18 protein-coding genes and 3 tRNA genes are annotated in these 26,672 nt (G+C 73.6%); 9 read left to right on the top strand and 12 right to left on the bottom strand.

The window, feature by feature from the left end:
* Positions 1-3: 3 nt before the first annotated feature.
* The 5 genes from J2S44_RS12525 to J2S44_RS12505 all read left to right on the top strand — a co-directional run bounded on the left by J2S44_RS12525 (position 4) and on the right by J2S44_RS12505 (position 5,216).
* Complete coding sequence (locus tag J2S44_RS12525; protein ID WP_310412373.1) at positions 4-738, top strand: YcnI family copper-binding membrane protein; 735 nt, start codon at positions 4-6, stop codon at positions 736-738.
* Between the two features lie 135 nt (positions 739-873).
* Positions 874-2,844, top strand: coding sequence for a hypothetical protein (locus J2S44_RS12520; protein WP_310412370.1), 1,971 nt, complete (start codon positions 874-876; stop codon positions 2,842-2,844).
* 218 nt (positions 2,845-3,062) lie between these two features.
* Positions 3,063-3,653: an oligoribonuclease gene (orn, locus tag J2S44_RS12515; protein WP_307239949.1), complete on the top strand. Its 591-nt coding sequence runs from the start codon at positions 3,063-3,065 to the stop codon at positions 3,651-3,653.
* Positions 3,654-3,738: 85 nt separating this feature from the next.
* Positions 3,739-3,814: transfer RNA gene (locus tag J2S44_RS12510), tRNA-His, on the top strand.
* 202 nt (positions 3,815-4,016) lie between these two features.
* Positions 4,017-5,216 carry a DUF1996 domain-containing protein gene (locus J2S44_RS12505; protein WP_310412366.1) on the top strand — a complete coding sequence of 400 codons (1,200 nt, stop codon included), beginning with the start codon at positions 4,017-4,019 and terminating at the stop codon, positions 5,214-5,216.
* A gap of 66 nt (positions 5,217-5,282) precedes the next feature.
* Here the strand turns inward: J2S44_RS12505 and J2S44_RS12500 are convergent.
* From J2S44_RS12500 to J2S44_RS12490, 3 genes are all read right to left on the bottom strand, one after another.
* Positions 5,283-5,355, bottom strand: a tRNA-Lys gene (locus J2S44_RS12500).
* Positions 5,356-5,493: 138 nt separating this feature from the next.
* The gene (locus J2S44_RS12495) at positions 5,494-6,744 is read right to left on the bottom strand and encodes a L,D-transpeptidase (protein WP_310412364.1); all 1,251 of its coding nucleotides are present in this window, start codon (positions 6,742-6,744) and stop codon (positions 5,494-5,496) included.
* A gap of 312 nt (positions 6,745-7,056) precedes the next feature.
* Positions 7,057-8,313, bottom strand: a complete 1,257-nt coding sequence (locus J2S44_RS12490) for a L,D-transpeptidase (protein WP_310412361.1) — start codon at positions 8,311-8,313, stop codon at positions 7,057-7,059.
* A 208-nt stretch (positions 8,314-8,521) separates the two neighbouring features.
* Between J2S44_RS12490 and J2S44_RS12485 the strand changes: the two genes are divergently transcribed.
* A tRNA-Lys gene (locus tag J2S44_RS12485) sits at positions 8,522-8,594 on the top strand.
* A gap of 392 nt (positions 8,595-8,986) precedes the next feature.
* Here the strand turns inward: J2S44_RS12485 and J2S44_RS12480 are convergent.
* The 4 genes from J2S44_RS12480 to J2S44_RS12465 form a co-directional block, all read right to left on the bottom strand.
* The gene (locus J2S44_RS12480) at positions 8,987-9,208 is read right to left on the bottom strand and encodes a hypothetical protein (RefSeq protein WP_310412358.1); all 222 of its coding nucleotides are present in this window, start codon (positions 9,206-9,208) and stop codon (positions 8,987-8,989) included.
* 132 nt (positions 9,209-9,340) lie between these two features.
* Positions 9,341-10,633: a serine hydrolase domain-containing protein gene (locus J2S44_RS12475; protein WP_310412355.1), complete on the bottom strand. Its 1,293-nt coding sequence runs from the start codon at positions 10,631-10,633 to the stop codon at positions 9,341-9,343.
* 38 nt (positions 10,634-10,671) lie between these two features.
* Entirely contained in the window at positions 10,672-12,510 is a 1,839-nt protein-coding gene (locus J2S44_RS12470; RefSeq protein ID WP_310412352.1) for a lectin-like domain-containing protein, read from the bottom strand.
* 194 nt (positions 12,511-12,704) lie between these two features.
* The gene (locus J2S44_RS12465) at positions 12,705-13,781 is read right to left on the bottom strand and encodes a M20 family metallopeptidase (protein ID WP_310412349.1); all 1,077 of its coding nucleotides are present in this window, start codon (positions 13,779-13,781) and stop codon (positions 12,705-12,707) included.
* Between the two features lie 121 nt (positions 13,782-13,902).
* Here J2S44_RS12465 and J2S44_RS12460 point away from each other — a divergent pair, with 121 nt between their 5' ends.
* On the top strand, positions 13,903-14,664 hold the full coding sequence (locus J2S44_RS12460) for a GntR family transcriptional regulator (protein WP_310412347.1): 762 nt from the start codon (positions 13,903-13,905) through the stop codon (positions 14,662-14,664).
* Here J2S44_RS12460 and J2S44_RS12455 read toward each other — a convergent pair.
* Both J2S44_RS12455 and J2S44_RS12450 read right to left on the bottom strand, forming a co-directional pair.
* Positions 14,657-16,399, bottom strand: a complete 1,743-nt coding sequence (locus J2S44_RS12455) for a protein kinase domain-containing protein (protein WP_310412344.1) — start codon at positions 16,397-16,399, stop codon at positions 14,657-14,659. The genes J2S44_RS12460 and J2S44_RS12455 overlap by 8 nt on opposite strands.
* Before the next feature lie 159 nt (positions 16,400-16,558).
* Positions 16,559-21,253, bottom strand: a complete 4,695-nt coding sequence (locus J2S44_RS12450) for a diguanylate cyclase (protein WP_310412340.1) — start codon at positions 21,251-21,253, stop codon at positions 16,559-16,561.
* 158 nt (positions 21,254-21,411) lie between these two features.
* Between J2S44_RS12450 and J2S44_RS12445 the strand changes: the two genes are divergently transcribed.
* Both J2S44_RS12445 and J2S44_RS12440 read left to right on the top strand, forming a co-directional pair.
* Positions 21,412-21,663: a hypothetical protein gene (locus J2S44_RS12445; protein WP_310372056.1), complete on the top strand. Its 252-nt coding sequence runs from the start codon at positions 21,412-21,414 to the stop codon at positions 21,661-21,663.
* Positions 21,664-21,716: 53 nt separating this feature from the next.
* The gene (locus J2S44_RS12440; protein ID WP_310412338.1) at positions 21,717-22,529 is read left to right on the top strand and encodes a class I SAM-dependent methyltransferase; all 813 of its coding nucleotides are present in this window, start codon (positions 21,717-21,719) and stop codon (positions 22,527-22,529) included.
* A 50-nt stretch (positions 22,530-22,579) separates the two neighbouring features.
* Here J2S44_RS12440 and J2S44_RS12435 read toward each other — a convergent pair whose 3' ends face one another.
* Genes J2S44_RS12435 through J2S44_RS12425 form a run of 3 tightly spaced genes read right to left on the bottom strand, consistent with a single transcriptional unit; the run spans position 22,580 to position 26,632 of the window.
* Positions 22,580-23,047 carry a nucleoside deaminase gene (locus J2S44_RS12435; RefSeq protein ID WP_310412336.1) on the bottom strand — a complete coding sequence of 156 codons (468 nt, stop codon included), beginning with the start codon at positions 23,045-23,047 and terminating at the stop codon, positions 22,580-22,582.
* Complete coding sequence (locus J2S44_RS12430) at positions 23,044-25,845, bottom strand: molybdopterin-dependent oxidoreductase (RefSeq protein ID WP_310412333.1); 2,802 nt, start codon at positions 25,843-25,845, stop codon at positions 23,044-23,046. The genes J2S44_RS12435 and J2S44_RS12430 overlap by 4 nt, the downstream gene beginning before the upstream one ends.
* Positions 25,829-26,632, bottom strand: a complete 804-nt coding sequence (locus tag J2S44_RS12425; protein ID WP_310412330.1) for an FAD binding domain-containing protein — start codon at positions 26,630-26,632, stop codon at positions 25,829-25,831. The genes J2S44_RS12430 and J2S44_RS12425 overlap by 17 nt, the downstream gene beginning before the upstream one ends.
* Positions 26,633-26,672: the final 40 nt, after the last annotated feature.

The following is a 26,672-nucleotide window of genomic DNA, read 5'->3' as shown; positions in this document are numbered from 1 at the left end:
GCCATGTCTCCCCGTACCGCCGCCCGCGCGGCACTGCTCAGCCTCGGCGCCACGGTCGTCGGCGTGCTCGCCGTCGCCGGTCCGGCGTCCGCGCACGTCACGGTCAACCCCCGGGAGGCCACCCAGGGCGGGTACGCCAAGGTGGACTTCCGGGTGCCGAACGAGAGCGACACCGAGTCCACCACCAAGGTGGAGATCTTCCTGCCGGAGGACGCGCCGATCGGCTCCGTCTCGACGAAGCCGGTGCCCGGCTGGACCGTCGCGATCGAGAAGGGCGCGCCCGCCATCCCGGTGACGGCGCACGGCGCGGAGATCACCGAGGTGGTCAAGAAGATCACCTGGACCGCGGACGAGAACGCGCGGATCACGCCCGGCACGTTCCAGGAGTTCCCGGTCTCGCTCGGCCCGCTGCCGGAGACCGGCCAGCTGGTCTTCAAGGCGCTGCAGACGTACTCGGACGGCGAGGTCGTGCGCTGGATCGACGAGCCGGCCGCCGGCGGCGAGGAGCCGGAGAGCCCGGCGCCGGTGCTCACGCTGACCGCCGCCGCGGAGGAGGCACCGTCGGCCGCGCCGGTGGCCTCGTCCGAGTCCGCGTCGGACTCCGGCCCGGCGCTGGGCATCGCGATCGCGGCGCTGGTCGCCGGCCTGGTCGGGCTGGTGCTCGGCGGGCTGGCGTTCACCCGCAGCGGCGCGCGCCCGGCGACGCCGGCCACCCCCGAGGGTACGAAGAACGCCTGACCCGCACGCGTTCCGGCGGCCCGATCCCGTTGTGGGGTCGGGCCGCCGCGTTTTCCCCACCCCCTGAGCCGTGTCGATGCGACTGATACCGACGTTTCCGTCTGTATGGTCCGATAACGGGCAAAGGGGGAGCCGATGCGCATCATCCGTCTGATCGTCGGAATACTGCTGCTCACCGCGGGACTGCCGATCCTGCTCACCGCCGGCGGACTGTGGACCGCGGGCCAGCACCGCGACCCGGACGGGGCGTTCCGGGCCACCCTGGAACCGGTCGACGTGCCCGGCCAGGCGCTGCTCGTCGCGAACCTCGACGGCCTGCTCCGGCGCGACGCCGCCTTCGCCCGGGCCGGCGACACCCGCATCCGGATCGCCGCCGTGACCGACGAGGGGCCCGCGTTCGTCGGGCTGGCACCCACCGCCGAAGCCACGTCCTACCTGCGCTCCGCCCGCCACACCTGGGTCGAGCAGCTCGCGCTCGCCCGGGGCCCGCTGCCGGTCCGGGCCGGCACGGTCGCCGGCTCCCGCACCCCGGTCGCGGACCCGGCGCGCCAGACCTTCTGGACCCGCTCCGGCACCGGCGCGCTCACCTGGACCGCCGACGAGATCCGGGACCGTGACCTGGCACTGGTCGTGATGACCCCGAACGGCCGGCCCGCCGGCACGGTCGCGATCACGGCGGAACTCCGCGCCCGCTGGCTCACGGCCACGACGTGGGGCGGTCTCGGCGGCGGCCTGCTCCTGATCATCGGCGGCATGCTCCTGCTCGCCTGGCCGGCCCGCCCCCGCGAACTCGTCTACGTCGTCGAGCCGGACCGCCTGCCGGACGTCGCGGCCCGGCTCGGCCCCCGCGCCTCGGTCATCCACGCCGGCGACGGCGGCCGGCCGGCCACCCGGATCACCAGCCGCCCCCGCCGCACGGACCGGTCGCTCACCGGCGCCCGGTCCCGCCCCGACACGGCCACCGCACGGCCGGCCACACTCGCGGACACGTCCCCACCCGCGGCCGAGACCGCCCCGATGCACACGCCGGCGCCCGCGGACGCGCCGGCCTCCCCGAACGCGCCTGCGGACCCGTCGGCTCTTGTGAACGCGCCGACGCCTGTGGACGCGCCGGCCTCCGCGAACGCGCCTGTGGACCCGTCGGCCCTTGTGAACGCGCCGACGCCCGCGGGCTCACCGATGCCGGTGGATGCGGTGCCCGGGGCCGCGGTGCCCGGGGCCGCGGTGGACGAGCACAGTGCCGGCGCCGTGGCGCAGCCGAAGACCCGGACCGGATCGCGACCGCCGGTCACGCCACAGCTGACCTGGCCGCCGCTGACCCGGGACCCGGCCGCGGACACCAGGCCGCCGATCCCGGCCGGCGCCCTCGATCGCGCCGTGGTCGGGCAGCCGGCGACCGTCCCGGCCGGCACCCTCGATCGCGCCGTGGCCGGGCAGCCGGCGACCGTCCCGGCCGGCGCTACTCCGGTTCCGGCCTCGCCGGTTCCGGCTGGGACGGTGGCCGCGGTTCCGGCGACGGACACGGCGGTGCCGGCCGCGGCTGACGCGAGCACTGCGACGGCCGGCGAGTCTGCCGAGCCCGACACCGCGGAGATCGTCGCGCCGCGGCGGCGGGCGAACGTGGCGCCCGCCGAGACCGCGAAGGTGCGTACCTCGGGTGCGGCCAAGTCGTCGGCGGCGAATGCGGCGAAGGCGCCCCCTCCGGCGGCGAAGGCGCCCGCCAGGCGGGCCACGAATGCCGGCGCGGTGGTCACCCGGTCGGCCGCGCAGGCAAGCGCGGCGTCGGCGGAGGAAGCGCCGGGCGGTGCGGCGCCGGATGGTGGGGCGCCGGTCAAGCGGCAGCCGCGGCGGAAGGCGCAGCCGAAGGGCGGCGAGCCGGTCGGTGCCGACGCGGACCGGAGCCCGGGGCGGGGGAGCGGCGGTACGCCGGCGGCCCGGGCGGCCGGGGAACGCGACGGTGTCGTGGCCGGGCCCTCGGTGGCCGGGGCGGGGGAGTCGTCGACCGTACCCCCGGATGGTGCTCTTGATCGTGATGGTGCGGCTCCCGCGCCGCGGGCCGGGCGGCGCCGGAAGGCGGCCGACGGTGAGGTCCGGCCGACTCGCTAGCCGGCACGTCGAGCGGCCCTCCACGGGGGTGGAGGGCCGCTTCACCGGGGGAACGGTGCGGTATTGCGGGGTTAAGAGCGAGTTTACGGATTTGCGCGGTATTCGACCAGATCTGTCCATCTAGGCGGTGATCTGCTATAACGTGAGCGCCGTGCGGGGAGCCGGAATCTCTGCCTCACGCAGCGCCCACGACGCAGCGCTGCGCGTAGGCTGTCGTCGTGGCTGATCTTCTGGTGTGGGTGGACTGCGAGATGACCGGGCTGGATCTGGGCAAGGACGCCCTGATCGAGGTGGCGGCCCTGGTGACCGACCCCAACCTTCAGGTGCTCGGCGAGGGCGTCGACGTGGTGATCCACGCCGACGACGCCGCGCTGGCGAGCATGCCGGACGTGGTCCGCGACATGCACGCGAAGTCGGGCCTCACCGAGGAGGTCCGCGCCTCCACGGTCACGATGGCCGAGGCCGAGGACATGATCATGGATTACGTCACGCAGTTCGTGCCGGACCCGCGATCCGCGCCGCTGTGCGGCAACTCGATCGCGACCGACCGCGGCTTCCTCGCCCGCGACATGCGCCGCCTCGACGCCCACCTGCACTACCGCATGATCGACGTCTCCTCGATCAAGGAGCTGGCCCGCCGCTGGTTCCCGCGCACCTATTTCGGGCAGCCCGCCAAGGGCCTCTCCCACCGCGCGCTCGCCGACATCCGGGAGAGCATCCGCGAGCTGGAGTACTACCGCCGCGCGATCTTCGTCCCGGCCCCCGGCCCGGACGTCGAGACCGCCAAGGCCATCGCCGCACAGCTTTGAGGTAACCCGCTCGACCGGCCCCCGAGGGGTGTGGCTATTATTGGTCAGCACCCCACACGGGCCGGCCGGTTCGGTGGAGTACATGGTGGTCGTAGCTCAGCTGGTAGAGCACCGGGTTGTGGTCCCGGGGGTCGCGGGTTCAAGTCCCGTCGATCACCCCACGCCGAAGGCCTGATCGCGAAAGCGGTCGGGCCTTTCGCCGTTTCGGCAGCCGGCGCCGGAGAGCTGACCGGGAGCGAACTGGGAGCGAATCGGGAGCGGGACCCCGCGGCCGGGCCTTCTGGGCCTAAAGGCCTAACGGCTCCGGGCCGGAACCGCCTACCATCCGCGACAGCTCGTCCTGTCCCTCCGGTGGGAGTTCCCGTGTCTGACATTGCGCCGCGCCCCGGCCTCCTGCGGCGGCTCGCCGTGAACAAGCGGAACCTGGCCGCCAGCGGTGCCGGTGTCGCCGTCGTCGTGATCGCGGTCGCGGCCGCCGCCGTGTCCCTGGCGGACGCGTCGGCCGAGCCGGACCCGGCGGGCGTCGCGGCCGCGGTCCCGCCGTCGGCCGTGGTGAGCGCGCCCGGGTCGCCCAGTGCGTCGCCGTCCGCGTCGCCCTCGGCGTCCGCGTCCGCGTCGCCCTCGGCGGCGGTGTCGAAGCCCGCGCCGGTCGCGCCGGAGCCGGTGGTCCCGAGGACCGGCTGGATCGCGGTCGACTCGGCCGCGTGGAAGGCGCAGGTGGATGCCTATCGGGCGCTGTCGTTCGAGCCCGCGCCGGCCAGCGTCGGCAACCTGCCGGAGTTCCGGGCCGACTGCGAGTACAGCCACTCGCTGCCGGACGACCCGATCGTCGCGCCCGGTCTGCCCGGCGCGTCGCACATGCACTCGTTCTTCGGCAACGAGGGCGTCGACGCGGGTACGGTCGCGGACGACCTGGTGCGGTTCACCGCGACCACCTGCGAGCCGAAGCAGGACCACTCGTCGTACTGGGTGCCGACGCTCTACGACGCCGCGACGAACAAGGCGGCCGAGCCGACCGGGTTCCGGGTCTACTACCGCTCGCTGATGAGCGACTCCGCGAAGCAGCTGCCGATGCCGAACGGCCTGCGCATGATCGCCGGTGACGCGAAGAAGAAGGTGCCGACCCCGCGCGGCGCCACCGGCCAGTTCTACTGCGCCTACTGGGAGCCCGGCCACGACGCGGACGGCGTCGCGCGCAGCACGAACGGCAACTGGCCGATCTGCGAGAAGCAGGCCTACCTGCACTTCATCCTGCAGTTCCCGGACTGCTGGGACGGCAAGCACCTGGACAGCCCGAACCACAAGGACCACGTCGCGTACGGCTGGAACAACGCCTGCCCGGCCAGCCACCCGGTGAAGATCCCGGCGATCACGTTCGACATCCAGTACGGCGTGCAGGGCAGCCAGGCCGGCTACTACCTCGCCTCCGACAAGGACGTCCGCAGCTCGTCCTCGATGCACGGCGACGCGTTCGTGATGTGGGACGTCGACACCATGAACAAGCGCACCAAGAACTGCGTCGAGCAGCGCCGCACCTGCGACAACTACGGCTACCTGAAGTAGCGGGCGGCACGTGGTACGAGAAAGCCCCGGCGGGATGTCTCCCGGCCGGGGCTTTCTTGTGAGGAGTGCGCCGCGTAGGACTTGAACCTACAACCCGCGGATTAAGAGTCCGCTGCTCTGCCAGTTGAGCTAGCGGCGCTCGTTCGGCAACGGAGGGAACGTTAGCACGGGCTCCGGCCGCGGCTCCAATCGGTTTGGCCCGTGCGGGACCGGGGCCGCCGGCGGTGACGAGAAGGCCCCGTCACGGATCCGTGACGGGGCCTTCCGGGACGAGCGATCAGAGCGCGCTGAGGCTCTTGAAGTCGTCGTAGCTCATGTTCCAGACGGTCCAGCCGTCACCGTTGACCAGCGGGACACCGGTGTTCTTGACGATCAGCGGGTCGCCGAGCTTGGTCTGCTCGAAGAGCCACTTGCCGGCATCCTGGGAGACGTTGACGCAGCCGTGCGAGACGTTCTCCCGGCCCTGCGAGGCGTTGGACCAGGGTGCGGCGTGGATGAACTGGCCGCCCCAGGTGACGCGCTGGGCGTACTCGACGTCGACCCGGTACGCGTCCTCGTCGCTGAACTGCCCGTACGTGTCGAAGGTCGTCTTGCGGAGCTTCTCCATGATCAGCATGGTGCCGCTGACGGAGGGGAACTTCGGCTGGCCGAGGCTGACCGGGAAGTCCTTGACCTTCTTGCCGTCCTTGATGACCGTCATGTGCTTGGTCTTGTTGTCGACCTCCATGATGAGCTGGGAGCCGATCGTGACGTTGACCTCGTAGTCGGTCTTGCCGTACCAGCCCTTGCCCATCTCCACGCCGGCGTGGTCGACGCCGTAAGTGATCTTCGTGCCGGCCTTCCAGTACTCCGCGGGCCGGAACTGGATGGAGTCGGCGCTGAGCCAGCCCCAGGTGCCCTCCTGCGGCGGGTCGGAGACGACCGTCAGGTGCTTCTCCACCTCGGCGCGGTACTCCTCCGGGATCTCCCGGCTGAACGACAGCATCAGCGGCATGCCCACGCCGACGGTCGCCCCCTCACCCATGAAGCTGACCGTGCGCACCGTGTTCTTCGGCTCGCCCATGGTGGTGAACGTGCCGGTCGTCGTGCCGGTCCGCCCGGACGCGTCGGTGCCGGTGTACTCCGTGGTGTACGTCGTGCCGTACGACAGCTTCTTGTCCGGCACCCAGGTCTTGCCGTCCTCGGACAGCTTGCCCGGGACCGGCTCGCCCTTCGCGTTCTTCACCACGACCGCGCCGGACACCGCGTTGACCAGGTCGAACGAGATGTCCGTGGTGATCGGTGCGTTCTTGCTGCCCTCGGCGGGCGACTTGAGCGTCGCGCCGATCGGCGCCGGGCTCTCCGTCGTGGCGGCCGGGCCCGCGGACGCCCCGGCGTCGTTGCTCTGCCAGGTGGGCGACGAGTCGCCGCCGCTGCAGGCACTGCCGAAGCCGATGACTCCGGCGAGAAGGAGCGCGCCGATCGCGCGCCGACGTATGCGTGAGCCCGGCACACCCCAGGGTGCCTGCTCGGAACGGGTAGCGTGCATTGTCCCCTAACCCCAGGTCTCGATCCCGAAGCACTGATCCGTCGGTGCGTGTGCGAGCGTGCCGGTGCTGCTGCCCTGCACACGTGGAACGGCGGGTCCTGGTTGCACTCCGCGCAGAGGAGACGCGCGAAGGCGTCCGGGACCCCTCGGGTGGCCGGAGTGCGCGATCGCACTGCCCGCCAGGCCCGTAACGGTACCCGTCGGCGACATGATCACACACAGCCGAAAGGACGAACCGATCGTCGTAACAGCAACGTAATGGCGAGGCGACCAGTTACACATGGTCATGTTCGCTGGTCGCCTCGCCGCGAGTTACGACGGACTATTCGTGGGGGACGGTGTGACGTTTGTCAGATTGTCCGGAATCGGCAGTGCGGAGCCCTTGATGAACTGCGCCCAGCTGACGTTCCACGCGGTCCAGCCGTTGCCCTCCTCCAGCTCCACCCCGGTCCCGGTCACGGTCACCGGGTCGCCGATCAGCGTCTTGCCGAACAGCCACTGACCGCCGTCCTGCGACACGTTCACGCAGCCGTGCGAGACGTTCTCCCGGCCCTGCGACGCGTTGGACCAGGGCGCGGCGTGGATGAACTGGCCGCTCCAGGTCAGCCGCTGTGCGAACTCCACGTCCACCCGGTACCCCTCGACCGGGCCGAACTGCTCGAACGTGTCGAAGACGGTCGCTTCCTTCTTCTCCATCACGACCATCACGCCGCTGGCCGACGGCATCTTCGGCTTGCCGAGGCTCACCGGCAGCGTCCGGGTCAGCTTGCCGTCCTCGTAGATCTTCATCTGCTTGTCCGAGTTGTCGACCCGCATCTCGAGCTTGCGCCCGATCTCCGCGGTCGCGGTCCGGTCCTGGTTGCCGTAGGTGCCCGGCGCCGTCTCCAGGCCGCCGATCCCTATCCGCACGGTCAGTTTCGTGCCCGGCTGCCAGTACTCCGGCGCCCGGTAGTACGCCTGGCTGCCGCCCTTGACCCAGGACCAGACGCCCGGCTGCGGCGGGTCGGTCTGCACGAACAGCCGCTTCTCCACCGCGGCCCGGTGACTCTCCGGCACGCCCGGGATGAACTCGACCACGACCGGCATCGCCACGCCGTACTCGCGGTCGTCGAACAGGTACAGCCCGGTCCCGGCCTCCTTGCCGGGCCGGCCCATCGTCGAGAAGCTCGTGGTCCGCGTGATCGACTCACCGGCCGCGCTCCTCGCGGTCACGGTCGCGGTGTAGGACGCGTTGAACGCCAGCGTCTTCGCCGGCACCCAGGAGGTGCCGTCCGCCCGCATCGCGCCCGCGACCGCCCGGCCGGCGCCGTCGACGACCGCGACCTTCTCCACCGTGCCGCCGGCCACGGCCGTCCCGATCTCCACGCTCGCCGGCTGGTTCTTCGCCTTGTCCTTCGGCGTGATCTCCAGCGCCAGCGGCACCACCGGCGCGCTCGACGTCGCGACCGGCGGCGGTGGCGCGGCGGACGGCAGCGCGGCCTCCGCCACCGTCTCGTCGTCGCTGCCGCACGCCGCCAGCGCCAGGGGCATCATGATCGCCAGCGCCGCCACCAACGCGGTACGCCTCATCCGACCCGTCCTTTATGCATATTTGTCCCGCCATGGGTGTGTCTCGGGGCGGTTTATCCGCTGACCTGCCGAGATACGGCACCATCCTGCCCGACGAACGCCACCCCCGCACCGTCGCCGCGTTCCGTCACGTTGCGTAGACCACACCCCGCCAACCGATTGGAAGTCCGCCGGAGCACCGTGCTAGTGTTCTCTCCGTTGCCGACGAGCGCCGCTAGCTCAACTGGCAGAGCAGCGGACTCTTAATCCGCGGGTTGTAGGTTCAAGTCCTACGCGGCGCACCTCTGAAATCCCCTGAGCGATTCGCTCGGGGGATTCGCTTTTTCCGGTGCCATTCATCGACCCGCTTCCGGCGGGTTCCGTTCCGCATGCTCCCGCGGGCACCGGTCGTCGCTGGCGCTCCTCCCTGCACGATCCGTGGCCGCACGAGCGAAGACCGCTGTGGCGGTCCGGTGCCGCCGTGCGGCCTGGTGTCGTGGTGCGGTCCGGTGTCGTGGTGCGGGCCGGGAGACGCGGTGCGGGCGGGTGTCGCGGTGCGGGCCGGGAGACGCGGTGCGGGCGGGTGTCGCGGTGCGGGCCGGGAGACGCGGTGCGGGCGGGTGTCGCGGTGCGGGCCGGGAGACGCGAAAGGGCGCGGGCCGAGATCCGGCCCGCGCCCTGCTCCCGAGCGGAGCTAGACTCGCTGGGTCTCGGTGGTGGCGGGGTGCAGCTCCGCGGTCGTCTCGCGGACGAAACGGCCGGTCGCGGCGCTGCGGTTGACCTCGCGGTCGCCGTCGTTGTCGGAGCCGCCGACGTGCTCGGTCACCGTCGTGTCGGGGGAACGCTCGGCCGTGCTCTGCTTGACGAAACGGCCGCTCTTGGTGCTGCGGTTGACCTCGTGCTCGTTGCCTGCCATCGAAAAACTCACTCCTCCGGCATCGTCACGTTCATCTGTCTACCTGCATATACGTACCCGTGATTAAGTGGCTGAAACCCGAGTCGGCATCGACGAGCGGCCAGGACGCGCCGCGGGCCGGCTGCGAAGCCGCTAGACGAGCGCGGCCACCGCGTCGTGGATCGCGACGCGGTAGGGGTCCGGCTCGGCCCAGTTCCAGTTCGGATGGGCGCGGTTGGTGAGCAGCACGACCACCAGCCGGCGGACCGGGTCGACCAGCAGCGACGTGCCGCTGAAGCCGGTGTGGCCGAACGCGCCGGGGGACGACAGCGCGCCCATGAACCACGGCTGGTGCATCACCACGCCGAGCCCGTAGTCGGCGGTGCGGCCCGGGCGCTCGCCCGGGGCGAGCGGGATCCCCGCGTTCGCGTTCGTCAGCATGCGCGTGACGATCGACGTGGAGAGCAGCCGGGTGCCGCGGTACGTGCCGCCGTCCAGCAGCAGCTGCCCGAGCACGGCGACGTCCGCGGCGGTCGCGAAGATGCCGGCGTGGCCGGCCACGCCGCCGAGCGTGTCGCAGATGTCGTCGTGGACCCGGCCGCGCAGCAGGCCGCGGGACGAGCGCGCGTCGGTGGCCGCGATCCGGTCCACGTCGGCGACCCAGTCGAGCGGCAGGTAGCCGGTGTCGTCGAGGCCGAGCGGGCCGGTGACGTGCTCGCGCAGCGCCCGGTCCAGCCGCATCCCGGTCTGCTTCTCGACCAGCCGGCCGAGCACCATCGGGCCGACGCCGGAGTAGCGGAACACGGTGCCGGGCGCGGCCACCGGCGGCGTGCTCAGGAAGCCGCGCGGGCTGGGCGGCGACACCGGTAGCCCGCCGGTGTGGGTGAGCAGCATCGCGGCGGTCACGCCGGGCGCGGTGAACTCCGGCAGGAACCGGCTCAGCGGCGCGTCCAGGTCCAGCGTGCCGGCGTCGGCCAGGCGCAGCGTCAGGACCGCGGTGAAGATCTTGGTGATCGACGCGAGGTCGAAGACCGAGTCCGGGCGCATCGGGACGCGGTCCTCGGCGGGCAGTTCGACCGGGCCGGCGCGGTACCGGAGCGCGTCACCGACCGTGGCACCCGCCAGCGGCAGCCCGTCCCGCCAGGCCAGCGCGACCGCCCCGGCGTACCCGGGATGGCGTGGGTTGTCGCGGGTCGGCGAGAGGTGCGTGGTCAGGACCGCTTCGAGCGCGGCATCGGCCGCGGGATCGGAGGCCGCGGGATCGGAGGTGGCGGGACCGGGCGCGGCGGGACCGGGCGCGGCGGGACCGGGCGAGCCGGCGGGGGAGGCGGACGGCACCACCCACCTGCCCGGGGCCGCCGACGCGTCCGGCCGGGCGCAGCCACCGAGGGCGGCTGCGCCCGCCAGAAGAGCGGATCGGACGACGGTACGGCGGGTGACCGGCACGTCGACGATGATGGCACGCCGACGGGCCGGTCACTGCCCTACTTTCCGGTGAACGTCCACTTCGTGATCGACTCGCTGGAGTCGGTCAGGTTGGTGTTGCCGGTCGCGCCGGCGAATCCGGCGTAGACCTTGGCGCCACCGAACTTCGCGCCCAGGTCGATGGAGTGACTGACCAGCGCGGACCCCGGCTTGGCCGTGCTCTGGCTGGCGAAGACGGAGAGCCGCTTCGCGCCGGCGTCGTAGTCGACCCACACGTGGAACGCCTGGCCGAAGCGCATGTCGAAGCGCGGGTCGGCCCAGGCCAGGTGGTTCTTGACGTTGCCGTTGGACATGATGCCGATGTGCTGCTGCCCGGCCGGGTCACCGTGCCCGTTGCCGCTGTTGTCCCAGGTGTCGAACTCGACCGCGACGCTGGGGCTGATGCCGCTGTACCCCATCGACTCGCCGGTGCCGGCCGCGATGGCTCCCGCCCCGGCGCTCTGCAGCAGGAACGCCATGCCGTCGGTGGGCTGGCTGATCACCGCGGTGAACGAGGTGCTGAACGACCGGGTCGGGTCGATCGCGGTGGTCGAGTACGCGCTGCCGACCTGGCTGGTGGCGCTGGTCAGGGCCAGCTTGCCGCCGCTGACCTTCGCGGCGCCGTTGAGCCGCAGCCCGCCGGTGCCGGTGAAGCTCGGGTGGCTGAACGTGACCGGTCCGGCAGGCTTCGGTGCCGCGGCGGACCCACCGGGAGCGGGTGCGCCCGCGGAGCCGGACGGGGACGCGGAGCCGGACGGGCCCGGGCTCGCCGAGCCGGACGGGCCGGGGGACGGTGACGCGGACCCGGACGGGCCGGGGGACGCGGGCGTGCCGCCGATCCGGGTGTCGAGCCGGTAGTACGACGTGTAGTCCGTGACCTTCTGCAGGTGGGAGCGGGTCACCGCGTCCGGGATGCCACCGGCGCGGCGGACCGTGTCCGGACCGGAGTTGAACGCGGCGAGCGCCAGCATGTACGGGTCGCCCTCGACGCCGTCCAGCTCGGCCGTCAGGATGCACAGCGCGGTGCCGACCGCGGGGATGGCGACGGCCGGGTCCCACACGGAGCCGCGTGGGCCGTACCGCTCCCAGACGTCGCCGCGGAACTGGGCGATGCCCTCCCGACCGGCGGCGCCGAGGTGGTTCGGGTCGAACCCGGAGCCGGCCATCAGCTGGGCGGCCACGGTCGCGGCGGAGATCTCCGGGCAGCGGGTGCCCGCGGTGGCGACCAGCTTGACGTACTCCTCGGGCAGCGGCTTGGCCTCCGGCGCGCCCGAGGTGTCCTCGGCGAGCGGTGCGCCGGCGCGGCCGAACTGGGGGAGCTTCTCGTAGTAGGACGCGTATCCGGCGGCACGGTCGACGTAGCCGGTGGCCTCCTCGGGCACGTCCTTCGCCGCCACGACCGCGGCCTGGCCGGACCGGTACGCGGCGAGCGACAGCCGCCACGTGTCGCCGGAGAGGCCGGCCAGCCGCAGCTCGCCGCTGAGCGAGCACATCTTGTGAGCCATCGCGAGCACGGCCGCGTACGTGTCGGTGCGGGCCGCACCGGGCCACGGCGCCCACTTCTTCCAGTCCTCGTCGTCGAGGCCGGCCAGCCCGGAGCCGCCGGACTCGGTGCGGGCGGCCGCCGCGTCCAGGCCCGACTCCGCCATCAGCTGCCCGGCCAGCCGGTGGGCGGACAGCATCGGGCAGGAGTGCGCGGCGGTGAGGACGGCGGCGAGCTGCCGGTCGTCGACCGTGCGGCCGGTGAGGTCGTCGTCGGCGGCGATCGCTACGCCCCAACTGATGGTGGCGGCGACCAGCGTGACGATCGCAAGTCCCGTGAGGACGATGCCGGTCGCGCCGCGGCCGACATCGGTCAATTGCCGGAGGCTCATCTGTGGCACAGCGTGGAACCCTCTCTAGGCCGAATCCGCCAGGAAAACGGAAACGGGCGTGCCTTAGTTCAATCACCGGCCGAAAAGAATGCGCCCGCCGACCGGAAAGCACTGTGCCGCCACCGTCCGTGACGGCGGCGGCACAGTGGATGGACCGGTCGGCGCCGGCCGCCGGATCTCTACCGGGCGGCCGTGAGCACGTCGGAGATCAACGCGGCCAGCAGGGCGGCCCGGTCCGGCATCGCCGCGAGGTCGACCCACTCGCCCTCCGCGTGCGCGTTGCCGCCGACCGCGCCCAGCCCGTCCAGCGTCGGCACGCCGCGCGCGGCGGTCAGGTTGCCGTCCGACGCGCCGCCGACCGCCACGCCCGGCAGCACCGGCTGACCGAGCCGCGCCGCCGCGCCGTGCGCCAGCCGGTGCAGTGCCGCCGACGCGCTCGGCGGCATCGGCGGCCGCGACACCCCGCCGGTCACCGTGATCGCCGCGCCCGGCAGCACCGGCCGCAGCCCGCGCAGCGCCGCCTCCACCCGGTCGAACTCCGCCGGGTCGAACCCGCGCATGTCGATCGTCAGCGCCGCGCTCGCCGGTACCGTGTTGTCGCTGGTCCCGGCGCCGGCCAGGGTCGGCGTGACCGTGGTGTCGCCGCGGCCGAGCCCGGCCACCGCGAGCGTCTGATGGGCCAGTTCGACGGCCGCGTTCACGCCGAGATGCGGTTCCAGTCCCGCGTGCGCCGCGCGCCCGGTGACCGCCACCCGCCAGCGCGCGATGCCCTTGCGCGCGGTCTTCAACGCACCCCCGGTCGCGCTCGGCTCGCAGATCAGCGCGGCCCGGGCGTCGGCCGCGGCCGCGTCGATGAGACCGCGCGACCCGGCCGAGCCGATCTCCTCGTCCGCGTTGACGAGCACCGTGACGCCGTCCGGTGACGGCAGCGTGGCCAGGCCGTGGAACAGCTGCACCAGGCCGGCCTTCATGTCGAAGCAGCCGGGGCCGGTCGCCCGGTCCCCGTCGACCGTGAACGGCCACCGGGCCAGCGTGCCGACCGGCCACACCGTGTCGTGGTGCCCGGCCACCAGCACCTTCGTCGGCCCGTGCCGCCAGATCAGGTGCGGGCCGTGCCGCTCCGGCGCGCTGCCGAGCAGCCGCGTCCCGAGCGCCGCGACCACCTGCGCGCTGGCCGCCAGGGCATCGTCGTCCGTCGACGGCGACTCCACCGTCACCAGCGTGGCCAGGTCGTCCGTCATCTCTCGCACCGTCACCGCACGCCTCCATGTCAGATTGACTAGACAATATGATGTGAGGAGGCGAAGCAAGCCGTCAAGGGCGCGGGGTGGCCTTCCGCTCCGTGGCCTAAATTGTCTGGACGATCTGAGGAGGGGTATGGAGCCGGCCTATCGGCGGATCGCCGCCGTCTACCGGGACAAGATCGCGTCCGGCGAGCTGGCGCCGGGCGTGCGGCTGCCCACGGAGCACGAGATCGCCGAGGAGTTCGGGGTGGTGCGGCAGACCGTGCGCAGCGGGCTCGGCGTGCTCGTCTCCGAGGGGTTGATCGTGGCCCGGCGGCCGTACGGTTACTTCGTGCGCGAGTGGGAGCGGATGCTCTACCGCCCGCAGGAGAAGTCCCGGCCGATGCCGTCCCGGTCCACGATGGACCGGTTCTCGCAGCAGATCAGCGACGAGGGCCGGGTGCCGAGCATGCACATCGAGGTCGCGCTGGTGCAGGCCGCGCCGGACCTGGCGGAGCGGCTGCGGGTCGAGACGGGCGCCACCGTCGTGATCCGGCGGCGGGTGCGGTTCATCAACGGCGAGCCGGTCAACATCAACGACTCGCACTTCCCGCTCGACCTGGTCAAGGACTCGGAGATCATGTCGCCGGCCTACATCCCGCGCGGCACGGACGAGGTGCTGGCCGACCTCGGTCACCGGCAGGAGCGCGCGGTCGACGAGATCTTCGTGCGCATGCCCACGCCGGACGAGATCCGCCGGCTCGGGCTCGGGCCGGGCACGCCGGTCGCGCTGCACTACGACACCGGTTACACCGCGGACGACCGCCCGGTGCAGTGCACGGTCAACGTGCTGCCCGGCGACCGCCACCGCATCGTCTTCGAGCGGCGGTGGCGGGCGGACGAGCCGCTCAGCTGAGCACCCACTTCTGCGCCGGCGTGCCGTTGCAGTCGTAGAGCTGGACCGGTGTGCCGTTGGCGAAGATGCCGCCGGTCACGTCCACGCACTTGCCGCTCTGGATGCTGATCAGATCGCCGCCGTCGCTGAGGCCGAACGTCTGCGACAGCTCGCCGGTGCACGGCGCTATGTGCAGCTGGCTGCCGACGGTCGGGCTGTCCGCCTGTATGCAGTTGCCGAGCACCTGCAGCGCGCCGGTGCCGGGCAGTGTGAACTTCGTGCCCGGCGTGCCGTCGCAGTCCCAGATGTGGATCGGCTCGGTGGCGGCCGGGTTGCTGCCCGCGACCGCGAAGCACCGGTTGCTGCCCAGGTTGACCAGCGACCGGTCCGCCACGACCGGCGTTATCACCTGCGGCGCGGCCGAGGTGGGCGCGGCCGGGGTCGGCGACGGCGGCGTGACCCGGGTCCGGGACGGTGTGGGCGTCGGCGCGGCCGCGGGCGTCCGGGGCGCGGACGTGGTGACGGTCGGCAGCGTGAAGTCCGGCTCGTTCGTGATGTTGCCGCCGCTGGTCGACGGGTTGAACACCCGCATGCCGAGCACGACCGCCAGGATCAGCACCACCACGAGCGCACCGACCAGCAGATAGAGCGAGCCGTTCTCGCCGCGCGAGCGCGGTGGCGGTCCACCGTACGGCGGCAGCGGCACGGACGGCGCCGGCGGGATCTCCACGGTCGGGCCGCCGTCCGGGCGGGTGGTCGCGGCCGGCAGCATCGTGGTCGGGCCGCCGACCACGTGCCGGTGCCGGGCCTGCGACAGCGTGCCGACCGGCACCGCCTGCTGGTGCGCGGAATGTGCCGCGCTGTTGCCGCCGGACGCGGCCGCGTCCGGGTTGGCCCAGGTGCCGGACAGCATGCCGGCGCCGGCGTGCGCGGGCGCCCCGGACAGCGCGTGCCGCAGCAGCCGTTCCGCCTCGAACGCGTCCACCCGGCGCGCCGGGTCGCGGCGCAGCAGGCCCTCCAGCGCCGGCAGCAGCGGGCCGGCGTTCTGCGGCATCGGCGGCAGTTCGGTGGCGAGCGCGGCCAGCGTGGCGATCGAGGACGGCCGGGTGTACGGCGCGCGGCCCTCCACGGCCGCGTAGAGCGAGGCACCCAGCGACCACAGGTCCGCGGACGCGCCGACCTGACCGCCGGTGGCCCGCTCCGGCGCGAGGTAGGCCGGTGAGCCCATCACCACGCCGGTGCGGGTCATGCCCGGGTCGTCGGTCGCGGTGGCCAGGCCGAAGTCGGTGAGCACCACCCGGCCGTCCGCGCCGAGCAGCACGTTGGCCGGCTTGATGTCGCGGTGCAGCACGCCGACCGCGTGGGCGGCCCGCAGCGCGCCGAGGACCCGGAGCCCGATCTCCGCGGCACGGGCCGGTGTGATCGGCCCGTTCGTCGCGATCTCCTTCTGCAGCGAGGTGGAGTTGACGTACTCCATCACGATCCACGGCTCCTCGCCCGTGCGGAGCACGTCGAAGATGCGGACCACGTTGCTCTGGCTGACCTTCGCGATCGCGCGTGCCTCGCGCAGCGCGCGCTCCCGGAGCTCCTGCACCTCGTCGCCGGTCAGCCCGGCCGGGGGCACGATCTCCTTCAGCGCGACGTCGCGTTGCAGCATCTCGTCGCGTGCCAGCCAGACACGGCCCATGGCGCCCTGGCCGAGGGGGCGGAGGAGTCGATAGCGGCCGGCGATCTCGCGCTGCGGGGTGTCGGACACGAAGTGGACCGTACCCGGACGAAACCAGTGAGTTGATACCCGGTGCGTCAAACCTCGTCACACATGGCCGCTACCGGCCCTTACCCCACTATCGGATCTCTGTCACTGAACTCTTCGCCACTCGCTCCGGGCCGGGCACCGGATGTGCCGGTGATGGTCTCACTCGCTGGAGACCCGGTTCCGGCCGGCTCGTTTGGCGGCGTAGAGACATTCGTCCGCCGTCTTCACCAGCGTGTCGACGTCCCGGTTCGGGCGGGGGAACGCGGCCGCGACGCCGATGCTGACCGTGACGATGCCGTGCGGGGAGAGTGCATGCGGCTCGCGCAGCGCCTCGACCGCGGACCGCACCCGTTCCGCCACGACCAGTGCGTCCGCGAGCGGTGTCTCCGGCAGGATGATGCAGAACTCCTCGCCGCCGTAGCGGGCCACGTGGTCGGTGGAACGCACGTGCGCGGCCACGGTGGTGGCCACCGTGACCAGGCAGCGGTCGCCGCCCTGATGGCCGTAGTGGTCGTTGTACCCCTTGAAGTGGTCGATGTCGATCATCGCGATCGACAGTGGGTTCCGGGGCCGGGCCGCCCGCCGCCACTCGGCCGCCAGCAGCGCGTCCAGCCGGCGGCGGTTCGTCAGCCCGGTCAGCGGGTCGGTGACGGCGAGCTGCTCCAGCCGCGCGTTCGCCTCCTCCAGCTCGCGCGTCCGGTCCGCGATCTTCGCCTCCAGCGACGCGTAGAGCTGCGCGTTCTCCAGCGACACCGCGAGCTGGCCGGTGACCAGGCGCACCGCGTCCAGCCGGTCCGCGGTGAACGCGTTGCGGCTGCCCCGGTTCTCCAGGATCAGCACCGCGCGGTCCTCGCCGCGCACCACCACCGGCAGCGCGAGCAGCGCGCACTGGGACACGCCCGCGAAATACTCGTCGCGCGCGAACCGGTCGTCGCGCACCGCGTCCTCGCTCACCACGGCGGCGTGGGTGCGCTGCACGTAGCGGACCACCGACCGCGGGCCGGCGTCCGTGCCGGAGGCCACCAGCAGCACGTCGGTCGCGCCGGTCAGCGCGCGCAGCACCTCGTCGACGCGTTCGTGCAGCGCGTGCACGCGGGTCTCCGAGCTGAGCGTGCGCGCCGCGTCCAGCACGCCGAGCAGGTCGATGTCGGAGTTGTCCAGTCCGCCGGTGCTGCGCGCCCGGTCCGGCTCGGCCGGCCGGCCGCGCAGCCACCGGTGCGTGGTCTCCAGCGCCCGGACCTTCGCGCTCGCGCCCCACGCCGCGTACCCGTCCCGGGCCAGCCGCAGCAGCCCGTTGCCGGCGAACTCGTTGCCCTCGGCGAGCTGGAACGCGGCCGCCCGCTCCGCGATGACCGCGTAGTGCCAGGGGCGCCGCCGCCGGCTGACCTCGCGCAGCGCGCGGTCGTAGGCGACCGTGGCGGCCCACCGGTCGCCGTCCGCGCGGGCGCGCTCCGCCTCGGCCAGCGACGCCAGGTGCGAGAAGTTGCCGGGTGCGTCCGCGGCCCGGCCGGCCAGCCACCGCTCGGCCCGGTCGAGGTCGACGCCGGTCAGCGCGCACAGCAGCATGGTCGTGGTGACCAGGTAGAAGCCGGGATTGCGGTCGACCAGCGCGGCGGCCTGCCCGGTCGCGGCCCGCGCCGCCGCCTCGTCGCCGGCGATCAGCGCGGCCAGCCCGCGCAGCGCGTGGGCGGTGTGCGCGGCCGGCGCGTTCGCGGCGACCGTGGCCAGGTGCGCCGCCTCGTCGAACCCGTCGTCGGTGAAGCCGCCAGGTGCGTGCGTCTCGCCGCGCATCGCGCGCACGAACTGCCGGTACGCGCCCTGGATCAGCCCGGCCTGTGCATGGCCGGTGCGCCGCGCGTACCGGAGCGCGTCCGTGACCTGCTCGTCCAGCGCGCCGAGCGAACCGATGTCGAGCAGGTATGCGGCCAGCCCGCTGCACGTGAGCCCGGCCTGGGTGGTGACGCCCGCACGGACCAGCCCGGTGAACGCGGCGCGCGCGACCGGCAGCACGTTCTCCAGCCGTTCGTGCCAGTGCCCGGCCCACGACACCAGGATGAACCGCAGCTCCGCGGCCGACCGCTCCCAGCCGCGCCGCTCGGCCTCGGCCAGCAGGTGCCGGGCGATGCGATAGCCGCTGTGGTAGTCACCGCGCGTGGAGATCAGCCCGAACCCGCTCGCCGCGACCGGCCCGGCCAGCCACGCGGCCGGACCGTCCGTCACCCACAGCCGGTGCGCGGTCGTCTGCAGCCACGTCATGATGATCGGTCCGGCCATCAGCGCGTTCGGCATGAGCGCGTTGATCAGCCGGGCCCGCGCCTGGTGGGCGCGATCCGAATTCTCCGGTCGCGGGTCGCCGTCCGCCGGCAGCGCCGCCGCCCACTCGACCAGCCGCAGCATGCCGGCCTCGGCCAGCGCGGGCAGTTCCTCCGGCGACCGCACGGCCGGCACGCCGATCCGGTCGAGCAGGTCGCTGCCCAGGGCCAGCGCGTCCGCGAACCGGACCCGGCTGTTCAGCGAGCCGATCTGCACGCACGCGCTGGGTACCCGGCCGACCGGGTCCGGGCAGTTGATCTCGATGTACCGGTACTCCTCGTCGGCCTCGGTCAGCCGTCCCAGCCGGCAGAGCGCGGCGTGCCGCTCGGCGTGCAGCACCAGCGACGCGTACCGGTCGGTGCCGTCGTCGACGCGCAGCGCCGCGGAGAGGAACCGCTCGGTGCGTTCCGGATCCATGATCCGCAGCGCGTCCGCCGCCTCCGCGAACAGCGGCCCGGCCAGCGCGCGGTCGTCCGCGCCGGCCAACGGCTCCGCCTCGAGCAGCAACTCCGCGGCGATCCGCCGGTGCGTGGGATCGGCCGCCAGCCGCCGGGCGATGCCGGTCCGGGCCGCGACCGCGCCGTGCCGCAGCGCGTCCCGCACCCGCTCGTGGGTGATCCGCACGCGGTCGCCGGCGAACGCGGCCAGCCCGTCGTCGAGCGCGGGCGCCAGCGCCTCCAGCACCGCGCCGGCCGGCCGCCCGACGGCGGCGCCGAGCAGCTCCGGCGCGGCGTCCCCGCCCAGGCAGACGGTGGCGGTCAGCACCTCGCGCGCGGGCTCCGGCAGCGCGCGGATCCGGGCCGCCAGCCGCTCGCCCGCGTCGCCCTCGCCGAGGTGCCGGCGCAACGCGTCCGGGTCCCACGTCCAGCCGTCCGCGCCGATCCGCAGCGTCCCGGTCGTGCGCAGCTCGTTGAGCAGCGCCAGCGTCTCCGCGGGGTGGCCGCCGGTGCGCTCGTGCACGGCGGCGGCGAGCCCGGCCGGGTCCGCCACCGGCGCGCGCAGCACCTCCGCGATCAGCTCCGCGACCGCGTCCGGTGGCAGACCGCCGAGCCGCAGCCGGACCGTCTCACCGGCGGGCTCGGTCAGCACCGGCGCCGGGTCGCGGTGCGTGACCACCAGCGTCACGCCCGGGACCGGGTCCGCGGCCACGATCGTCTCCACCGACCGGGCCGCGATCTGCGGCGCCAGATGGAAGTCGTCCAGCGCGAGCACCAGGGGATACGCGGGCGAGGCCACCGCACGCAACAGCGCGGACGCGGTCTGCACCAGCCGGTTCTCCAGCTGCGCGGAATCCGGCGGCGCGGGCGCCGGGCCGGTCGGGTCCGGCGCCGGCGCCAGGCCCAGGACCAGGCCGAACTCCGGCACCACGTCCGCGACCAGCGCCGCGTTCTCGCCCAGCGCCTCACGCAGCCGGTCCCGCGTCGCGGCCAGCACCGGCTCCGGCTCCGTCAACAGCAGCCCGCCGAGCACCCGGAACGCCTCGCGCAGCCCGTCCGCGCCGCCGTCCGCGCGCCGCGGATCGCACCGCCCGCTGACGAACCGCGCGCCCGCGTCCTCCGCCAGCGGGCGGACCTCGGCCAGCAGGCTGGTCCGGCCGATCTCGGGCGGGCCGCCGATCGTCACCAGCGGCACGCCGGTGGTGACGGCCGTGCGCAGCGCCGCCAGCTCCGCGGCCCGCCCGGCCGGGCGGGCCGGTGCCACCAGCCGCGCCGGGAAGTCGCGTTCGCCGAGCGTGAAGCCGGTCAGCCGGCGCTGCGCCACCCGGTCCAGGTCGTGCGCCAGCCCTTCCGCGCTCTGGTACCGGTGGTCCGGCTCCTTCTCCAGCAGTCGCATCACGATCGCGGAGAGCACGATCGGCACCCGCTCGTTGAGCACGGCCGGTTCCTCCGGCACCGCGACCAGGATGTCGTGCACCAGCCGCAGCGGGTCGGGACCCGGTGCCGCCCCGGAGGCCGGCGCGACGTCGTCGCCGAACGGCGCCCGGCCGGTCAGCGCGGCGTACAGCGTGGCGCCCAGCCCGTACAGGTCGGCGCGCTGGTCCACGCCGCGCCCGGTGCGCCCGGTCTGCTCCGGTGCCACGTAGGCGAGCGTGCCGATCAGCCGGCCGGTGTCCGGGCCCTCCACCTGCGCGGTGGCCAGCCCGAAGTCGATCAGGGTGGCCGTGCCGTCCAGGCCGAGCAGCACGTTCGCCGGCGTGATGTCGCGGTGCAGCAGCCCGCGCCGGTGCAGCCCGGCCAGCGTGCCGGCCAGCCCGGTGGCGAGCCGGAGCGCGTCCGCGAGCGGCAGCGGGCCGTCCGCCAGCGCGGCGCCGAGCGTCCGGCCGCCCACCGGGTCGACCAGCGCCACCACGTCGTCCTCGCCGGTCGCGACCAGCGCCGGCACGCCGGGCACGCCGGCCGCGCGTTCCAGCATCGCGCGCTCGTGCCGCGCCCGTTCCTCCGCGCCGGGGCCGCGCAGCCGCTTGCTCACCACCCCACCGGTGGGCCGGCGCGTCACGAGGGTGCGCTCGCTCTCGTAGAGCACCTCGTCGACCAGGACCATCGCGGCCGTTCCTCCAGCAGCACGTCGTCCGGGCACCGGAAGGCACCCGTCACGCTCCCATTCGGCACCCGGCCGGTCGTCTTCAGCTTTTCGTTTCGCGGACATCCGGCCCGCGCCGTGTATCACCGAACGGGTGATTCGGTCCGCATAATGTCCACATGGTCAAGTGGGAGTACGCCTTGCTCATCCGCCGCCGTGTCCCGGACGGCGGGCAGTGGGTCATCACGTTCGCCTGGTACGCGCCGGACGGCACGGTGCAGGACGTGACGATGTACGGCACCGCCGTGATCTCGCAGCTCAACCAGGCGGGCGCGGCGGGCTGGGAAATGATCTCCGCCTCCGAGGACGTGAACAACCTGCAGGGCACCACCGAGGTCCACCGCTACCACTTCAAGCGCCCGCTCGACTGACATCCCGGCGCGGCACGCCGCTCCCTTCCCCGCCACCTCTGAATAATGCCTCTATGTCGGAAGAATCGGACAATAGGCCTCAGGTCGACCGGGGTGCCGGCCCAGTCCTCGGCACCCCCGGTGAGGTGACGGCCGCGCTCCAGGACGTCGTGACGGCGCTGCTCCGGGCGCCCGCCGGGGCACCGTTGCGCGCGCTGGAGGCCGGTGCCGGCAAGCGTATCCGCCTCGACGTGCCGGAGGACGCGTACATCGTCGGCGTGGACACCGACGACACCGCGATGAACCTGAACCCGCGGCTGCACGAACGGGTCGTCGGCGACCTGCACGACTACGTCGCCTCACCGGACTCCTTCGACCTGATCACCTGTTGGTACGTGCTGGAGCACGTCGAACGGCCGGAGGACCTGATCGCCCGGTTCGCCCGGATGATCGCGCCGGGCGGCCTGGTGGTGCTCGCGGTGCCGCACCTGTGGAGCCCGAAGTCGCTGTTCACCAAGCTCACGCCGCACGCGTTCCACGTCTGGTTCCGCCGCCGGGTGCTCGGCTTCCCGAACGCGGGCCGGCCCGGCTACGGCCCGTACCCGACCACGCTGCGCCGCACCATCGCACCGGCCGCGATCACCGCACTGGTCGCCCGGCACGGTCTGGCCCCGGTCTTCGAGGGCTACTTCGAGGACGAGAAGCAGGCCCGGTTCCGCCGGCGGCTCGGCATCACCGGCCGGCGCTGGTCGCTGGTCCGCGGCCTGGTCCGCGCGCTCAGCCTGGGCCGGCTCGACGCGGCCCGCAGCGAGTACGTGGTGGTGCTGCGCCGCGACCCGGCCAGGCCGCGCCCGGCGCTCAGCGAGTCGCTCTCCACCCGCGCCTAGGGTTCGCGGATCGTCGCCGAGCCGGGCGGCGAGGCCCACCGGACACGCGCTCAGTACTCGACCCGGTCCGGCCGGTTCGTCCACGCGGTAAAAGGCGCCACCCGGTCGGTCGCGTCCGCCTGCACCACCGGCACGGGCCACTCCGCGCGCGGCCGGGCGAACAGGTCGTAGAACGCGCGGTCGTCGAAGCCCGCCTCCGCCGCGTCGTGCCGGTCCGCCGCGTAGACCACCCGGTCCACCCGGGCCCACAGCGCGGCGGCCAGGCACAACGGGCACGGCTCGCACGAGCTGACCAGCACGCAGCCGTCCAGCTTGAACGTGCCGAGCGCGCGGCAGGCGCCCCGGATCGCCACCACCTCCGCGTGCGCGGTCGGGTCGAGCGTGCTGGTGACCTGGTTGACGCCGGTCGCGACCACCTCGCCGGCGCGTACCACCAGCGCGCCGAACGGCCCGCCGCCGGTGCCCACGTTCGCCACCGCGGCCGCCACCGCCTGGTCCAGGAACCGCCGATCCGTCATCGTCGCTCCACCGCCGTCTCCTCGGGCAGCCCGGCCAGCACCGAGACCGCGTGTGCCGGACCGCCGGCCGGGTCGTCCGCGGTCACGCCGGCCAGCGCGAGCGCCTCCCACACCCGGTCCCGGCCGAGCGGCAGCGACGTCAGCCGCACGCCGGTCGCGTCCCGGACCGCGTTCGCCAGCGCGGGCGCGACCGGGTTGAACGGGCTCTCGCTCATCGACTTCGCGCCCAGCGGGCCGAGCGCGTCCTCGGTCCTGGCGACCAGCACCTCGGTGTGCGGCACGTCCGCGAACTGCGGCAGGTGGTAACCGCGCAGCGCGGGGTTCACCACGTGGCCGCCCGCGTCGATCCGCATCTCCTCGTAGACCGCCGCGCCGATCGCCTGCGCCACGCCGCCCTCGATCTGCCCGACCAGTTGCATCGGGTTCAGCACCACGCCCGCGTCCGCCGACTGCACGCTCTTCAAGATCTTGATCTCGCCGGTACGCGGGCGCACCGCGACCCGGAAACCGTGCACGTTGAACGCGACCGAGCGCGGCGTGCCGTCGGTGACCGCGTGCGCCGCCACCGGCAGCCCGCCCTCGGCCGCGCGCCGGTGCAGCTCCGGCAGGCCCAGCATCGTCCCGTCGCCGCAGACCACGCCGTCCGCGGTCAGCTCGCACTCCTCGGGCGGCAACGTGGTCAGCACCGCGGCCGCGGCCTGGAGGCGCTCCCGCAACGCCTCCGCGGCCAGGAGCGTCGCCTTGCCGGCCACCACGATGCCGGTCGAGCCGTACGCGCCGGTGTCGTGCGCGACCAGCGCGGTGTCCGACTGCGCGATCGCCACCCGGTCCGGCGTGGTCCGCAACGCGGTCGCGGCCAGCTGGACGTGCACGGTCGAGGTGCCGTTGCCGAACTCCGTGGTGCCGACCATCAGCTGGTACGTGCCGTCCGGCAGCAGCCGCACGTCCGCCTCCGCGTGGTGCCCGCGCGGCGGAATCGTGTTGATCAGCGACAGTGCCACGCCGTCGCCGGTCAGCCAGCCCGGCTCGGGCGCCGGCTCGGGCGCGTCCGCGAGCGCGTCCCGGACCAGCGTCAGGCACTGGTCCAGCCCGTAGCTGCCGTACTCCACGTCGTCGAGCTCGTTGCTGACCGAGACCATCGGATCGCCGGGCCGGACCACGTTGCGCTCCCGGAACGCGATCGGGTCCATATGCAGCAACCGGGCCAGCTCGTCCATCGCGGACTCGACGGCGAAGACGGTCTGGCTCAGCCCGTAGCCGCGGAACGCACCGGCCGGCACCGTGTTCGTGTAGACCGCGTACGCGTCGACCTTCTTGTTCGGGCAGCGGTAGACCGCGACCGACTCGCCGCAGCCGTGGTGCAGCACGCCGACCGCGTGGTTCGCGTACGCGCCGGTGTCCGAGACGACCCGCAGCTGCAGCGCGGTGAGCGTGCCGTCCTCGCGCGCACCGGCCCGTACCCAGATGGCCATCGGGTGCCGGCTGGTCGTGCCGGTGAACTGTTCCTCGCGCGTCAGCTCCAGCTGCACCGGCCGGCCCAGCCGCAGCGCGGCGAGCGCGGCGACGTCCTCGACCAGCATCTCCTGCTTGCCGCCGAAGCCGCCGCCGACCCGCACGGTGAGCACCCGCACGTGCTCCGGCGGCAGGTTGAACACCGCGCAGAGCGCCTGCCGGGTCAGGAACGGCACCTGCGTGCTGGTCCGCACGGTGAGCGCGCCGTGCTCGTCCACCCAGGCCACGCAGCCGTGCGTCTCCAGCGCCGCGTGCTGTACCCGCTGGGTGTGAAAGATCTGTTCGTAGATCACGTCCGCCTCGTCGAAGCCGGCCGCGACGTCGCCCAGGTTGCCGTGGATCTCCGCGACCGTGTTCCGCTCCGGGAACGCGATCCGCGACTCCTCGGCCGGCTTGTCGTGGATCACCGGCGCGCCGGGCCGCATCGCCAGCTCCGGGTCGAGGACGGCGGGCAGCACCTCGTAGTCGACGACCAGCGCGCGCACGCCCTCCTCGGCCGCGGCCACGGTCTCCGCCACCACGGCCGCCACCCGCTGCCCGACGTGCCGGACCACGTCGTCCAGCACGCGCGTGTCGTCCGGGTTGTCCGTCATGTGCTCGTGCCGCGCGCTGGAGTAGAGCCGCTTCGGCGCGTCCTCGTGCGTCAGGACCAGGCGCACCCCGGGTACGGCCAGCGCCGCGCTGGTGTCGATCGCCACGATCCGGGCGTGCGCGTGCGGCGAGCGCAGCAGCTTCATGTGCAACAGCCCGTTCGGCGGCAGGTCCAGCGTGAACAGCGCCTTGCCGGTGACGATCGCGCGGCCGCCCGGCGCCGGTGCGTTGTGGCCGGCGGCGTGGCCCGGCTCCGGCTCCGCCACGTGCCGTACGCCGTTGATCGAGTCCTCGATCGCGCGGTACCCGGTGCACCGGCACAGGTTGCCCTTGAGCGCGTGCGGCAGGTCCGCGCGCTGGGCGTCGCTCAGCGCGGCCGCCGTCATGATCATGCCGCTGGTGCAGAACCCGCACTGGAAGCCCTGCGCCTCCAGGAACCCGCGCTGCACCGGGTGCAGGTCGTCACCGTCGGCCAGGCCCGCCACCGTGGTCACCTCGCGGCCCCGGGCCCGGAACGCGGGCGTCACGCAGCTGTGCACCGGCGTGCCGTCCAGCCACACCGTGCAGGCGCCGCAGTCACCCGTGTCGCAGCCCTTGCGCACGCCGGTCGCGCCCTGCTCGCGCAGGAACGTGCGCAGGCACTGCCCGGGGCGCGGCGTCGCGGTGGTCCCGGTGCCGTCAATCGAATAGCTCATGACGGATCCCCTCGGCCAGCTCGAACGTCATGTGCCGCCGCCAGGCGGGCGAGCCGTGCACGTCGTCGTGGTAGCTCTCGGCCGGGATCGCGGCGATCGCCTCGCGCAGCTCGGCCGCGGCCGGCGGCGTCCCGAACGACAGGCGCAGCGGCCGGACCACGGACGCGGTCACGGTCAGCTCCAGCCCGGCCGTGCGCCGCCCGATCAGCAGCGCGGCGGACCGGCCCACCGGGCTCAGCGAGACCTGCCGGAACGCGGTCGGTGCCCGCAGCGCCGCGACCGGCAACCGCACCGAGCGCAGCAGCTCACCGGGGCGCAGCGCGTTCCGCTGCGGGCCGGTGACGAAGTCGAGGACGTCGAGCGTGCGCGGCCCGGACGGGCCCCAGACCGTGCAGACGCCGTCCAGCGCGGCGGTCAGCGAGATCATCGGCCCGGCCGGCAGCGCCAGACAGAGATTGCCGCCGACCGTGGCCGCGTTCCAGATCTTGAAGCTGCCCAGCAGCGCGCGGCACGCCCGCGGGAAGAGCCGGGCGGCGGGCCAGTCGTCCGGCGCGGCGAACGCGTGCAGCTCCGCCAGCGTGCAGGTCGCGGCGATCTCCAGGCCCTCGTCCGTGACGGTCAGCGCCGGCCAGCGCAGACCCGGCAGGTCGATCAGCCGGCGCAGGTGCGGCTGCGGCTCGGAGAAGAGCCAGGTGCCGCCGCCCAGCCAGGCGTCGCCGGGCCGCCACGCGGCGAGATCCGGCGCGTCCCGCACCGTGACGACCTCGGAGATCGTGTTCAGATCCACGCCCGCCCTGCTCCCGTCCGCCCACCGCCCACGGAATGAG

The organism is Catenuloplanes niger (assembly GCF_031458255.1).
Lineage (GTDB): Bacteria > Actinomycetota > Actinomycetes > Mycobacteriales > Micromonosporaceae > Catenuloplanes > Catenuloplanes niger.
Note: the sequence above shows the minus strand (reverse complement) of the source record. Positions and strands in the feature narration are given on the sequence as shown.

Excerpts from the sequence above, each read along its gene's own strand:
- J2S44_RS12525 (WP_310412373.1), top strand. The coding sequence starts at position 4 with ATGTCTCCCCGTACCGCCGCCCGCGCGGCACTGCTCAGCCTCGGCGCC.
- J2S44_RS12520 (WP_310412370.1), top strand. The coding sequence starts at position 874 with ATGCGCATCATCCGTCTGATCGTCGGAATACTGCTGCTCACCGCGGGA.
- J2S44_RS12495 (WP_310412364.1), bottom strand. The coding sequence starts at position 6,744 with ATGCACGCTACCCGTTCCGAGCAGGCACCCTGGGGTGTGCCGGGCTCA.
- J2S44_RS12490 (WP_310412361.1), bottom strand. The coding sequence starts at position 8,313 with ATGAGGCGTACCGCGTTGGTGGCGGCGCTGGCGATCATGATGCCCCTG.
- J2S44_RS12480 (WP_310412358.1), bottom strand. The coding sequence starts at position 9,208 with ATGGCAGGCAACGAGCACGAGGTCAACCGCAGCACCAAGAGCGGCCGT.
- J2S44_RS12460 (WP_310412347.1), top strand. The coding sequence starts at position 13,903 with ATGGAGCCGGCCTATCGGCGGATCGCCGCCGTCTACCGGGACAAGATC.
- J2S44_RS12450 (WP_310412340.1), bottom strand. The coding sequence starts at position 21,253 with ATGGTCCTGGTCGACGAGGTGCTCTACGAGAGCGAGCGCACCCTCGTG.
- J2S44_RS12445 (WP_310372056.1), top strand. The coding sequence starts at position 21,412 with ATGGTCAAGTGGGAGTACGCCTTGCTCATCCGCCGCCGTGTCCCGGAC.
- J2S44_RS12440 (WP_310412338.1), top strand. The coding sequence starts at position 21,717 with ATGTCGGAAGAATCGGACAATAGGCCTCAGGTCGACCGGGGTGCCGGC.
- J2S44_RS12435 (WP_310412336.1), bottom strand. The coding sequence starts at position 23,047 with ATGACGGATCGGCGGTTCCTGGACCAGGCGGTGGCGGCCGCGGTGGCG.
- J2S44_RS12430 (WP_310412333.1), bottom strand. The coding sequence starts at position 25,845 with ATGAGCTATTCGATTGACGGCACCGGGACCACCGCGACGCCGCGCCCC.